Source organism: Candidatus Pelagibacter giovannonii (genome assembly GCF_012276695.1).
GTDB classification, from domain to species: Bacteria; Pseudomonadota; Alphaproteobacteria; order Pelagibacterales; family Pelagibacteraceae; genus Pelagibacter; species Pelagibacter giovannonii.
In genome coordinates this window covers 603786-616272 of record NZ_CP038852.1, presented here as the reverse complement: position 1 = coordinate 616272, position 12487 = coordinate 603786, and the positions used below count along the sequence as shown (strand labels likewise).

The following is a 12487-nucleotide window of genomic DNA, read 5'->3' as shown; positions in this document are numbered from 1 at the left end:
ATAATTAGCTATTCTATTTTTTGGGAAGAACAATGTTACAGAAAGGGTTTGATAAAAAATATTGAAACTACCAAAAACTTATTGAAAGATTGATACAAAGAAAATTTAAAACTCTTTAGAAATTAAATATTAATTTTGTAAATTACAACTCAATTTTATTTTTAAAATATTCTAAGTATTTTTGATTGTGATATCTTAGATCGTTAAAATCTTTAATTCTTTTATTGATTAAAAGTTTTTTTACTTCTTCAACTCCATCTTGGGGTGTTATCTTAGCCTCAAAATTTAAATATTTTAAAGACTTATCTTTATTTACCATATAAGTTCTATTATCTTGAAAAGGTATTTCTGTTATATTAATTTCTAAGTTTGGAAAGTGCTCCCGAACTAAATATGCAATATCAATTATTTTATAATTTTCAAATGCCAAATTAAATACACCCACCTCTTTTTTTGTTATAGAGTCTACTATTGCCCTTGCAGAGTCTTTTACGTGCAATAAAGGTCTATATTGTTCACCACCAAAAATGTTAATTTTATTATCTAAAAATGCTCGAGCAGTTAACGTATTTATCACAAGATCCATTCTAATTCTTGAGTGCAAGTCAGATAACCCAAATAAAGTTCCCAATCTAAAGATAATTGCATTTTTATTTGTAAGAACGTTTTCAGCTTTTAATTTTGTTTCTGCATATGCTGATAGAGGGTTAAGATTTGAATTTTCATCTAATATTCCAGTTTGTTTTCCATACACAGAGCATGTAGAAAAAAAAATAATTCTTCCATCAAAGTTTTTAGATAAGTTTTTTACTGCTTTAAAATTTATATCATTAGTAATTTCTGGATTTATTGAACAAGCTCCATCCCCAACTAATGCTGCTATCCAAATTACACAATCATAATTTTTTAATACTTTATTTATTTTTTCATAATCTCTTACATCTCCATAGATAAAATCACAATTTTTTAGATATTCAGTCTCATAAAGCAATTTATCATAAACAGTAAAATCATAATTTTTTTCAAGTAATATATCTGTAACAGATCCACCAACATACCCCGCTCCACCAACAACAAGTATTTTCATATATTTTATTTTATTTTTATATGATGTATATCTATTTATATATAAATATAAACACATCTAATAATCTAATTTTGTAATCAAATTCTTATAATGAAAATAATTAGCTATTCTATTTTTGGAGAAGAACAATGGTACAGAAAGGGTTTGATAAAAAATATTGAAATTGCAAAAAACCTGTTTAGTGATTGGACAGTTAGAGTTTATATATCAAACAAAATAGAAAAAGTATTTATAGATGAAGTGTCAAAACATAAAAATGTTGAATTAATAGTAAAAGATGAAAAATATCCTTTCGAGGGTCTTATGTGGAGAATGTTACCCATGGAAGAGGGCCACGAGGTAGTTGCTGTGAGAGATTGCGACACAAGACTATTTGAAAGAGATAAAAATCTTTTAGATGATTGGCTTTCAAATGAATTTAAATACCACGTGTGTAGAGAGAATCCAGGTTCTTACAACGTAATGCTTGGTGGCTTGTATGGGGGTAAAAAACCCAAGATAGCAATTGAGGACAAATGGCATAAATGGAGAGAAAATTATATAAAGAAAAAAAAAAGCCTATATGTATGGGACATTGATTTTTTAAGAAGGCATGTTTATCCGTTTATTAGAAAAGATTTAATCGTTTATAGTGAACATGTAAGGATGGATTGTGAAAAAAATGTTAAAAAAATTCCTGGTGAACGTGGGTTTTATAAAGGAAAATATATTCAAATAGGTATGTACATAGAGGAGGATTTTGACAAGAATGATGAAAATAAATCTTTAGAAGATAAAAAACAATTTGGACGCTCAAGAAATGTTCAGCGATTAAACTATTTAGAAGAGGATAAAAGTTTTAATCCCAATGACTCTGGACTGGTTACATACAAGCCATTATTTAAATATAAAAACCTTATAATAAACTACTTATATCTTTTTTTTAGTATTACTTTTAATAAAAAAGTAAGTCTTTTAGGAATTATGTATATATTTTTTCATAATCGGGTATTGCATAAGTATTTAAGATTAAATAAAATATTGAATCATAAATTTTTTGAAACATATAAATAAAAAACTAAACTTAGGTATTGTTGGGTGTGGAAGAATATCTTCTAAGCATATAGGAGCTATTTATTCGTCTTCATTGAAGAACAAAATTAATATAAAAGCCATTTGCGATAAAAAAATAGCAAAAGCTAAGATTATCTCTAAAAAATATAAAATCAATTTTTATGAGAATATGATTAAAATGGCACAGGAAGAAGATTTAGATATGATTTCAATTCTGACAGAAAGTGGTAATCATTCAAAGCATTTTTTAGAATTAACAAAACATGTAAAATATTTTGTTATTGAAAAACCTTTATCCTTAAAGTCAAAAGATGCTTTAAAAATTTACAATACTGCAAAAAAAAATGGTAATAAAGTTTTCGTTGTAAAACAAAATAGATTTAACCCCTCAATTAAAAAACTTAAAGAAGCAATTAATCAAGGCCGTTTCGGTAAAATATTTTTAGGAACAGCCAGAGTTAGGTGGAGTAGAGATGAAAAATATTATAATTTAGCCAAATGGAGAGGAAAACATGATTTAGATGGTGGCGTAATTGGAAATCAAGCAAGCCATCACGTAGATATGCTAATTTGGCTTATAGGGGAAATTAAGAGTGTTAGCGCCCTAGGTAAAAGAGCATTAGCAAAAATTGAGAGCTTTGATACAGTCATAGCAAATCTAAAATTTAAAAGTGGAGCATTAGGGGTTTTAGAAGCTACTACGGCGACAAGACCAAAAGATCTTGAGGGATCAATTTCCATATTAGGTTCAAAAGGAAGTGTTCAAATAGGAGGTTTTTCAATGAATCTTGTTGATACTTGGCAATTTTCTAAAATGATTAAGTCTGATGAAAGTATCTTTAAACACTCAACAATGCCAAAGTCAGTTTATGGATTTGGTCATTTAGGTTTCTATGAAAGTGTATTAAATTCTCTCAATACAAAGAAAGTTTTACATCCACAAAATGCAATTCATACTGTCAAAGTAATTGAAGCTATAAATAAATCAGCTATTTTAGGTGGCAAGACGATTTACCTATAATCTTGAAATGATAAAAAGTGATAATGTTAGTTTTATTTCAAATGTAAATGGATTAACAAGACGAACTTTGCTATTAAGTGAAAAACTTCAATTTGAGTCAATAAATGATTTAAGTTTTTATGATTTAAAATTATTTTTAAGTAAAAAAAAAATTTTAATTGATGATTATATTTCAGTCTATAATTTATTTAAATTATTTTTGATTTTAATACTTGGAAAAAAAAAAGAATTAATAGTTTATTCTTTTGAAGTTTATTATATTGATCTTAGTAGCTACTCATTTTTTAGTAAATTTAACACTTTTAAAACATTTTTAGGAGGTTTAATAAAATGTATAATTTTAAGAACTTTTATCAAATTATATTCAAAAAAAATTATTGTCTGCTCAGAACTTAGAAAAAAATATATTGAAAAGATATATACTGACCAAGAAGTATTATTTCTCAATAACAGAGTATATAAAAATGATAATTTTTCATTAGAGGAAATAAAAGAAAAAAACTTTTTTTTTATTGCTGGCAGTATTGATAATGAGATAGATTTTGAGAAACTTTGTATATTTTGTAAAAAAGAGAATTATATATTAATTATTACAGCCAAAATAAATGATAAAAAATTATTTATAAATATTCAGATATAATTATTAACAAGGGAAATATTAATAAAGATAAGGTTTTTAGTTATATTAATAAGGCATCTGCATGTGCGTGTTTTTATCATAATGATTCAATAAATCAAAAATATGCAGCTTCATTAAAATTATATGAATATATGTTTTATAATAAAAAAATTATAGTTTCGAATAATGATGGATCTCTATCTGCTTTAAAAAATAATAATTATAAGAAGTATATAGAGGTTAACAAATTAAATATTGATAATCTTAAAGCACTTGAAAATTATCCTGATATTAAAGCCATTACTTACGAGGATGAATTATCAAGTCTTAAAATATGATTTTTTAAGTGATTGATCCAATTTTTTTTAAAAAATAAAGCTTTATCATCTACAATTACATCATAACTTGGTTTACCTAATATCAATTTGTCAAATTTAACATTCCATTCTGCTAATTGATTTAAAGTAAATTTATAACCTTCTTTTTCAGCTTTTTTAACATTGTCTTTATTCCTACCCATAAATCTGCTTGTGAATATGATAATTTTAAAATTTTTGTGTAGAGAGTTGATGTATTTAATATTTTTTTTTATTGGTTTTGCACTTTTATACTTACCCCAAGTATTAGTGCCTATGACGCCATCTAAATCAAAACAGATTGTTTTTTTTTTCATCTAAATTAATTGGTTGTTTAACTAAAACTGTTATAATAGATCTAATTAAATTATAATCTATATTTTTAAATGCCAGTTAATAAAAAAAAAAAATTCAATTTAATAGAAAATTCAATTAAAAATGTAAAATTTGGTAAAAATGTAAAAATAATTTCACCTGTAAATTTATACGATTGTACTATTGGTGATAATGTCTTTATTGGGCCTTTTGTTGAAATTCAAAAAAATGTAAAAATTGGAAAAAACTCCAAGATACAATCGCATACATTTATTTGTGAAAATACATTAATTGAAGATAATGTTTTTATAGGACATGGTGTCATGTTTGTTAATGATAGATTTAAAAATGGCCTTCGAGCGAGCCAAAAGAATAATAAGCTTGAAGATACTGTAATTGGTGAAAATGTAAATATTGGATCAAATTCAACAATTTTACCAGTAAATATTTGCAAAAATGTAACTATAGGAGCCGCATCTCTAGTTGCTAAAGATATTAATTTAAAAGGTGTATATTATGGTGTCCCAGCAAAAAAAAGTTAAGTTTGTAGATTTATACAAAATTAATAAACCCTTTAAAAAAAAAATATTAAAAGATATAGCTGAAATAATAGATAATTCGGATTTCATAAACGGGAAGCATGTTAAAAAATTTGAAAAAGCTTTCGCAAACATAAATAAGATTAAATATTGTCAATCATGTGCCAATGGAACTGATGCATTGTATGTGTCTCTAAAAGCTCTAAACGTGTCAATTGGCGATGAAGTAATTTTATCAGCACATGACTGGATTTCTTCTTCTGAGGCAGTTCTAGCATGTGGGGCAAAACCAGTGTTTATAGATACAAAAAAAAATAGTTTTTTAATAGATGAAAATAAGATTGAAGAGTCAATTACCCATAAAACTAAAGCAATAATAATTGTTCATATTTATGGGCAAGTAGTAGATTTGTCTAAAATAATTAATATTGTAAAAAAATATAACATTAAGATCATAGAGGACTGTGCACAAGCGCATTTAGCTAATTATAAAAAAAAATATGTAGGAACAATAGGTGATATTGGGTGCTTTTCTTTTTTTCCAACTAAAAATCTAGGTGCTTTTGGTGATGCTGGAGCAATTATTACAAGGGATTTTAAGATATATAAAAAAATTAAAATGATATGTAATCATGGTGGGCTAAAAAAAAACCAACATTTTATTAAGGGTATAAATAGTAGAATGGATACAATTCAAGCGTCTATACTATTAGAGAAACTTAAACTCTTAAAAAAAGGAAATAAAATAAGACGCACAAAAGCAAAATTTTACATTAATCTATTCAAAAAAATTAAGAATGTTACTATTTTAGAAGAAACTAATATAGATCAAGACCACGTCTATCATCTGTTTGTTTTGTTAGTGAAAAATAGAAACGAATTACGGCAACACCTGAAAAAATCTGGAATAGAGAATCTTGTTCATTACCCCAAACCCATTCCATTTATACCAGTAAATAAATCATTAAATCATAAAAGTCATAATTTTAAAAATGTAAATAAACTAAAAAAACAAATAATATCAATTCCATTTCATCCTAATATTTCATATTTTGAAATGAAAAAAACTGCTTCGATGATATTTAAATTTTATCAAAATGATTGATCGTAATGAAAAAATTGGCATTGTTGACTACGGTATGTCCAATAGTTTTTCAGTTATTAGCATGGTAAATAGACTGGGAAGAAATGCTAAAATTTTAAAGGATACTTCAGAAATTAGTACAGAAAAAAAGTTTATTTTACCAGGGGTTGGCAATTTTGACAATGCTATTTTAAATTTAAAAAGATTAGGCTGGTTTGATTTTTTTAGAGCTATAGATTTTAAAAAAAAATATTATTTATTTGGATTTTGTGTTGGAATGCAAGTTCTTTTTTCAAAAAGTGAAGAAGGAAAAGAGGATGGTTTAAGTCTTTTAGAAGGAGAAGTTTTAAGTTTAAAAAAATTGCAAAATGATAAAAATATTAAGATTCCTGCAATGGGGTGGAAAAAAGTCAATTTTATCAAAAATAATAAAATAATAAATAATATTGACGATGAAACTTCATTTTATTTTGTGCATTCATATTTTTGTTTGCCAAAAGATCCAAATATTATAATTGGGCGTTCTAATCATGGCCACGATTATGCAACTATAATTAGTGAAAATAATATTTATGGTACTCAATTCCATACTGAAAAAAGTCATAAAAATGGAATGCATCTAATGAAAAATTTTCTAGACCTATAATGGTTAAGACAAGAATCATTGCAACACTATTGTTATCGAATAAAGGAATTGTTAAGTCGTATAAATTTGATCGCAAACGTTACATAGGAGATCCAATAAATACTTTAAAGATTTTTAACGATCAAGAAGCGCAAGAAATTGTAATATTGGATATTGATAAATATAAAGATAAAAATAATCTTGATTTTAATTTTTTGAAAAAAATTACTTCAGAATGTTTTTGCCCCTTAACTTATGGTGGCGGTATTAAAACCTTAGATGATGCTATAGAAATATTTAAATGTGGGTTTGAAAAAATTTTATTTAATAAGAATTTATTTATTAATCCAGAATTAGTTAAATCTTTAGTTAGTAAAACTGGATCACAATCAATTGTTGCTTGCATTGAGTATATTTCGGCTACAAAAAAAGTATTTTTATACGATGATATACCAGAAAATTTTGCTCGTTTTACTCTAGAAGATGTGTGTAAATATTGTGAAAGTTTGGGTGTTGGTGAAATTTTATTGCAATCTAGAGATAAAGATGGATCTTTTTCTGGATTAGATTTTGATATTTATGAGGAAATATCAAAAAATATAACTATACCAATTATATTGTCAGGTGGATGCAAAGATCTTGAGGACATTAAAAAAGCAAATTTCAAAAAGATTAATGGTATAGCTGCTTCATCCATTTTTATTTTTTTAAGTGAAAACAAAGGGGTGTTAATCAATTATCCCTCAAAAAATGAAATTAATAGATTTTAAATATTTATTATGAAAATAAATAAGATATTTTTTGAAATTGACCCAGTAAAAACTGTGAGAATAAGTTTACATCAAAAATATAAGAGCACCTATTTTAAACAATGTGCAAAATGTGTAATGGACAATTCAATTAACAATTTAAGATTTGATAAAAATGGAATATGTGAATATTGCAATAAATATGAAATAATTATAGATGAAAAAAAGATTTATAATAAAAAAAGCAATATTCAAAATCAAATAAATAATTTAAAAAAAAGTAAAAAAAAGTATGATGCGATTTTAGGTGTTAGTGGTGGAGTAGATAGCTCTTTTCTAACATTAAAGTGCAAGGAATGGGGACTAAACATCCTATTAGTTCATTTTGATAATGGTTGGAACTCTAATGAATCAATAAGAAATATCAAAGCTATTCAAGAGTTTACAAAATATGATTTATATACCCATGTAGTAGATTGGGAAGAATTTAAAAAATTACAACTAAGTTTTTTAAAAGCAAATCTTGTTAATTTCGAATCACCAAGTGATCATGGCATTTTTTCATTATTATACAATGTAGCTAACGAAAAAAAAATTTCAAATATATTAACAGGAATAAATTTTGAAACAGAAACGTTTGTAGAACTTGAAGAAGATGAGAAGACATTTGCATTTGGTTATTCATACGGTGACTTATATCACTTAAAATCTGTTTATAAAAAATTTTACAAAGATCCATTAACAACATTTCCGCAACTTTCTTATTTTAAAAAGGCTTATTTTCAAAAAATAAAAAAAATCAAGATGATAAATATTCTTGATTATACTAATTACAAAAAATCATCAGCAATAGAATATCTTGAAAATTTAACTAACTGGAAAAGATATCCATCTAAACATTTTGAATCTATAATCACAAGGTTTCATCAGTCATTTATATTACCAGTAAAATTTGGACTTGATAAAAGAACTTTACATTTGTCTAACTTAATATGGTCAAAACAAATATCTAGGAGTGAAGCACTAATTGAATTAAAAAAAGATATCTGTGATGAATCTTTACTTGTGCAGGACTATTATTTTTTTTTAAAAAAATTAAATTTATATGAGTCTGATTTCCGTAAAATATGCCTAACAGATGAAAAATTTTTTTTTCAATATCCAAACTCACATAAATTTTTCAAAATATTAAAGAAAATTAAAAAAATATTTAATGGTTAAAATTATAAAATTATCTTTTTACTATGCAGATTATTTAAATTATTTTTATAATTTAAATAATACAACAGAATTAAGTTATGAAAATCATCAGAATTTAATCTTTAATGATAGATTTGGTTGGTCTGACTCATTTAAAGATATTTTTGAAAAAAAAAATATTAATGTAAAAGAAATAATTGTTAATGATATTTTTATGCAAAAAAAATGGATCGATGAAAACAGTAATAAAAAAATTGATATTGGGGAGTGGCAAATAGAAATATTAAAAATGCAACTTGATTACTATAGACCAGAATATATTTTTTTAAATAATCCTAGTTTAGAAAATAAATTTTATGAATTATTTTCTCTATATAAAATAAAATTAATTTCTTACGATGGCATAAAATCTCACAACAATAATATTTTAAAATATTCAGACTTAATAATTTCTTGTCTTAAAAGTACATGTGATTACTACTCTAGCTACAATAAGAAAACTTATTATATGCCTCATGGTTTTGATGAAAGAATTATTAGCAACATAAAAAATAATGTAAAAAATAATAATCCAATTTTTATTGGAAACATAAGAAACATAAATCATTCAAAAAGGGTAGATCTTCTATATAAAGCTATTCAACATACAAACCTAAAAATTTGGATTGGAGATATGGATAAAAACTTTAAAAGTCCAGATATAAAAAAATTATTTGAATTAAAAAAAATTTATCAAGGTTTAAAATCGTTTTATAAAATTAACAAAATTAGAAAAATACTAAAAAAAAGTTCCAAGGGTCTTTTTGGACTTGAGATGTATCAATTAATTAGAGACCATACAATAACATTGAATAATCACATCGATGTTACTACAGATAATGAAATGGCTAACTTGAGAATATTTGAAACTACAGGATTGGGGTCCTGTTTAGTTACTGATTTTAAAAAGAATTTTTCTGAATTTTTTTTAGATGATGAGATCGTGATGTACAATTCAAAAGATGAAGCAATTGATAAGATCAATTTTCTTCTAAGAAACAAAAAGATAGCAGAACAAATTGCAGTAAAAGGAATGAAAAAAACACTAAAATCTCACACTATACAAAAAAGGTGGAGAAGTTTTCATGAATTTTTTTTATTAAATAGATTATAAAATGAAAAACAAAAAAATTATTTTTATATGCTTTGGTAGGAGAAATAATTACTTAACAGCTAATTTTTTTGCAAAAAAAAAATATTTAAAATTAATGGTAACTGATTTCTATTTAAACAAAAAATTATTTAAATTACTAAATAAGTGCAATCAAATTTTTAATTTCAAAGTTATTGATAAAATTATTCTGAGATATAGTGATTTTATAAAGTCTAAGCATATTTTAACCATTCCTTCAGTTGCTCTTGACTTTTTTATTAGGAAAACCTTTTTTAACCAAAATTATGATTTGCATGGATTTCATTTAAAAAGTGCAAAATTTTTTAATAAAAAAATATTAAATAATAAATTAATTTTTAAAAATGTTACGCATTTATACAGTTATAGAAATGATTCGTTGGAATTATTTGTCCATTTAAAAAAAAATAATTCTTATATAAAAAAAATTTTAGAAGTACCAGTTGCTCCTGCTAAATTTCAAAAAAATATAATAAATAAAGTTGAAAAATGCTATTTAAATTGGGAACCAAAAGTTAATAATAATAAAAATTTTAATGAAATGATAAAAAGAGAAAAAAAAGAAATTCAACTTGCAGATCATATAATAGCCCCTTCAAAATTTGTAAAAGATAAAATTTTATCTAGCTATTTAGTTAAGCCCAGCAATATAAGTATCATTCCTTATGCAATGATTAATAAGTCAAATTTTAAAAAACAATTTTTAAAAAAAAATATAAGTACAAAAATTAAAGTTTTAACTGTAGGTGATGTATGTTTAAGAAAAGGAGTGCATCACGTTTATGAGATTGCAAAAGCTCTAAGTGATAAATTTGAATTCACTTGGGTTGGAAAGTCAAATCTATATCCAGATATAACTAAAAAAGTTTCAAAATATATTAACCTAGTTGGAGAAACTCCAAATAATAGAATTAATCAATATTATAATTCTTCTGATATATATTTTCTCCCTTCTTTGTGTGAGGGTTCAGCTATTTCTCTTTATGAAGCTTATAAGAGTAATTTATTCCTAATTTTTACTAAAAATTGTGGTTTTGATATTCCAAAAGAAACCAACAAGATTGTAATTGATTTAAATACAAAAAAAATGATATCCCAATTTAAAAAAATCCATGCGGATAACTCTTTTTTTAATAAAATGAGTATAATAAATAAAAATTCAAGAAATCTATTTTCTGTTCAAAACTATGAAGATAAATTAGAAAGAGTAATGGATAAATATTAATGTTTAATTTTTTCTTAAAGTTATTGAGTTATCGAGTTTTATTTTTGACCGGTGATACACTTGTATGGGATAGATGGGTTTGGTTAAAAAATACAATAAAAAAATTTGATAATTCTATTAATTTTGTAGATGTTGGGTGTGGTGCTGGGCAATTTACACTAGGTATCAATAAATTAAATTTTAATTGTCATGGAGTTGATGTAGATAACGAAAAATTGGATAAAGCCAAGAAAAGAGCCAGAGTACTAAATATAGATGAAAATAAATTTAAAAATAACCTAGATGAACTGATCAATGCAAATGCAAAATATGATTGTTTAATTACTCTTGAGTGCATAGAACACATTATGGATGATAAAAGATTTGTTGAACAATGTACTAAAATTATTAGAAAAGATGGATATATAATCTTAACAACTCCTAATAAGTTTTTTACCCCTATAACTAAAGATGATTTAATTATATCAGAAACTGAAGATGGAGGTCATGTAAGATTGGGATATGATCAGCAAATGTTAAGTTCATTATTTAAGGAAGATTTTTATGATATACAATTTCATTATTGTAGTGGTTATGTTAGTCAAAAAATAACTTATCTTTATAGAAAAATATTTAAAATCAATAAGTACATCGCAATTTTTTCTATATTACCTCTAAGGCTATTTCAAATTTTGTTGGATGACGTAATTACCAAACTTTTAAAATACAACATGTATTCAATTTGTCTAGTTGCAAGAAAAAAATAGGACTCTAAGTGGAAAGCAAAATTTTTTATGAAAAAGAATATTTGGAATATAATCCAGAATGGCACATAAATGATTCATATTTTAAATTCTTAGAAATAAAAAAGATAATAAAAAAGAATAAATTACAATTTAAAAATTTCTGTGAAGTTGGGTGTGGAGCGGGTAAAATTCTTGTCTATCTATCAAAAAAATATAAAAATAAGTTTTTTTATGGATATGAAATTTCAAGAAAAGCATATTCAATGAGTGACAAAAAGTTAAAAAATGTCAAATATTATAATAAAATTCTAAATAAAAAAAAAACTTTTGATATTATTTTATGTGCAGACGTATTAGAACATGTAGAAAATCCTTATAAATTTTTGAGAGAGATTAAAAAAACATCTAAATATCAAATTTTACATATTCCATTAGATTTATCCATAAATTCAATTTTTAGAAAATCTGTGCTTTTAAAAGCAAGAAAGGAAGTTGGTCATCTACATTTTTATAATAAAGAATTAATTTTACATGATTTACAAAAATTAAATTTCAAAGTTGTTGATTATTTTTATACATTTAATGAAAACATATATACGAGAGGAAGTTGGGCTCAAAAATTAATAGCCACAATTAGAAAATTGATATTTTTCGTTAACAGAGATTTAGCTGTAAACTTTTTAGGTGGATTTTCACTTTTAATTTTAACTAAATAGTT

15 protein-coding genes are annotated in these 12487 nt (G+C 24.5%); 13 read left to right on the top strand and 2 right to left on the bottom strand.

Annotated elements, in window-relative coordinates; translation table 11 throughout:
- Positions 1–142: 142 nt before the first annotated feature.
- A complete protein-coding gene (locus E5R92_RS03460) occupies positions 143–1087 on the bottom strand; it encodes an NAD-dependent epimerase/dehydratase family protein (RefSeq protein ID WP_168606714.1) in 945 nt (314 codons plus the stop codon).
- A 90-nt stretch (positions 1088–1177) separates the two neighbouring features.
- On the opposite strand from E5R92_RS03460, the gene E5R92_RS03455 reads away from it, so the two are divergent.
- The 4 genes from E5R92_RS03455 to E5R92_RS03440 all read left to right on the top strand — a co-directional run bounded on the left by E5R92_RS03455 (position 1178) and on the right by E5R92_RS03440 (position 4118).
- Positions 1178–2140, top strand: a complete 963-nt coding sequence (locus E5R92_RS03455; RefSeq protein ID WP_168606713.1) for a hypothetical protein — start codon at positions 1178–1180, stop codon at positions 2138–2140.
- Entirely contained in the window at positions 2124–3161 is a 1038-nt protein-coding gene (locus E5R92_RS03450; RefSeq protein ID WP_229704565.1) for a Gfo/Idh/MocA family protein, read from the top strand. The genes E5R92_RS03455 and E5R92_RS03450 overlap by 17 nt, the downstream gene beginning before the upstream one ends.
- 7 nt (positions 3162–3168) lie before the next feature.
- Positions 3169–3801: a hypothetical protein gene (locus E5R92_RS03445; RefSeq protein ID WP_168606712.1), complete on the top strand. Its 633-nt coding sequence runs from the start codon at positions 3169–3171 to the stop codon at positions 3799–3801.
- A 131-nt stretch (positions 3802–3932) separates the two neighbouring features.
- On the top strand, positions 3933–4118 hold the full coding sequence (locus E5R92_RS03440) for a hypothetical protein (RefSeq protein WP_168606711.1): 186 nt from the start codon (positions 3933–3935) through the stop codon (positions 4116–4118).
- Here E5R92_RS03440 and E5R92_RS03435 read toward each other — a convergent pair.
- Positions 4085–4453, bottom strand: coding sequence for a phosphoheptose isomerase (locus E5R92_RS03435; protein ID WP_168606710.1), 369 nt, complete (start codon positions 4451–4453; stop codon positions 4085–4087). The genes E5R92_RS03440 and E5R92_RS03435 overlap by 34 nt on opposite strands.
- Positions 4454–4522: 69 nt before the next feature.
- Between E5R92_RS03435 and E5R92_RS03430 the strand changes: the two genes are divergently transcribed.
- From E5R92_RS03430 to E5R92_RS03390, 9 genes are read left to right on the top strand one after another with little or no spacing between them, the layout of a single operon-like run.
- Complete coding sequence (locus E5R92_RS03430) at positions 4523–4993, top strand: acyltransferase (RefSeq protein WP_168606709.1); 471 nt, start codon at positions 4523–4525, stop codon at positions 4991–4993.
- Entirely contained in the window at positions 4968–6095 is a 1128-nt protein-coding gene (locus E5R92_RS03425; protein WP_168606708.1) for a DegT/DnrJ/EryC1/StrS family aminotransferase, read from the top strand. Before E5R92_RS03430 ends, E5R92_RS03425 begins: the two co-directional genes overlap by 26 nt.
- Positions 6088–6720: an imidazole glycerol phosphate synthase subunit HisH gene (hisH, locus tag E5R92_RS03420; protein WP_168606707.1), complete on the top strand. Its 633-nt coding sequence runs from the start codon at positions 6088–6090 to the stop codon at positions 6718–6720. Before E5R92_RS03425 ends, hisH begins: the two co-directional genes overlap by 8 nt.
- On the top strand, positions 6720–7469 hold the full coding sequence (locus E5R92_RS03415) for a HisA/HisF-related TIM barrel protein (protein WP_168606706.1): 750 nt from the start codon (positions 6720–6722) through the stop codon (positions 7467–7469). The genes hisH and E5R92_RS03415 overlap by 1 nt, the downstream gene beginning before the upstream one ends.
- Positions 7470–7478: 9 nt before the next feature.
- Positions 7479–8669, top strand: a complete 1191-nt coding sequence (locus tag E5R92_RS03410; protein WP_168606705.1) for an N-acetyl sugar amidotransferase — start codon at positions 7479–7481, stop codon at positions 8667–8669.
- Positions 8662–9801, top strand: coding sequence for a glycosyltransferase family protein (locus E5R92_RS03405; RefSeq protein ID WP_168606704.1), 1140 nt, complete (start codon positions 8662–8664; stop codon positions 9799–9801). Before E5R92_RS03410 ends, E5R92_RS03405 begins: the two co-directional genes overlap by 8 nt.
- 1 nt (position 9802) lies before the next feature.
- A complete protein-coding gene (locus tag E5R92_RS03400) occupies positions 9803–11044 on the top strand; it encodes a glycosyltransferase family 4 protein (protein WP_168606703.1) in 1242 nt (413 codons plus the stop codon).
- A gap of 44 nt (positions 11045–11088) precedes the next feature.
- Positions 11089–11790 (top strand): class I SAM-dependent methyltransferase, encoded by a 702-nt coding sequence (locus E5R92_RS03395; RefSeq protein WP_168606702.1) that lies wholly within the window; start codon positions 11089–11091, stop codon positions 11788–11790.
- 8 nt (positions 11791–11798) lie between these two features.
- Positions 11799–12485: a class I SAM-dependent methyltransferase gene (locus tag E5R92_RS03390; protein ID WP_168606701.1), complete on the top strand. Its 687-nt coding sequence runs from the start codon at positions 11799–11801 to the stop codon at positions 12483–12485.
- Positions 12486–12487 lie beyond the last annotated feature (2 nt).

Bases quoted from the DNA above. Each gene is read 5' to 3' on its own strand.
- E5R92_RS03460 (WP_168606714.1), bottom strand. From the start codon at position 1,087: ATGAAAATACTTGTTGTTGGTGGAGCGGGGTATGTTGGTGGATCTGTT.
- E5R92_RS03455 (WP_168606713.1), top strand. From the start codon at position 1,178: ATGAAAATAATTAGCTATTCTATTTTTGGAGAAGAACAATGGTACAGA.
- E5R92_RS03445 (WP_168606712.1), top strand. From the start codon at position 3,169: ATGATAAAAAGTGATAATGTTAGTTTTATTTCAAATGTAAATGGATTA.
- E5R92_RS03440 (WP_168606711.1), top strand. From the start codon at position 3,933: ATGTTTTATAATAAAAAAATTATAGTTTCGAATAATGATGGATCTCTA.
- E5R92_RS03435 (WP_168606710.1), bottom strand. From the start codon at position 4,453: ATGAAAAAAAAAACAATCTGTTTTGATTTAGATGGCGTCATAGGCACT.
- E5R92_RS03430 (WP_168606709.1), top strand. From the start codon at position 4,523: ATGCCAGTTAATAAAAAAAAAAAATTCAATTTAATAGAAAATTCAATT.
- E5R92_RS03425 (WP_168606708.1), top strand. From the start codon at position 4,968: ATGGTGTCCCAGCAAAAAAAAGTTAAGTTTGTAGATTTATACAAAATT.
- hisH (WP_168606707.1), top strand. From the start codon at position 6,088: ATGATTGATCGTAATGAAAAAATTGGCATTGTTGACTACGGTATGTCC.
- E5R92_RS03415 (WP_168606706.1), top strand. From the start codon at position 6,720: ATGGTTAAGACAAGAATCATTGCAACACTATTGTTATCGAATAAAGGA.
- E5R92_RS03410 (WP_168606705.1), top strand. From the start codon at position 7,479: ATGAAAATAAATAAGATATTTTTTGAAATTGACCCAGTAAAAACTGTG.
- E5R92_RS03405 (WP_168606704.1), top strand. From the start codon at position 8,662: ATGGTTAAAATTATAAAATTATCTTTTTACTATGCAGATTATTTAAAT.
- E5R92_RS03400 (WP_168606703.1), top strand. From the start codon at position 9,803: ATGAAAAACAAAAAAATTATTTTTATATGCTTTGGTAGGAGAAATAAT.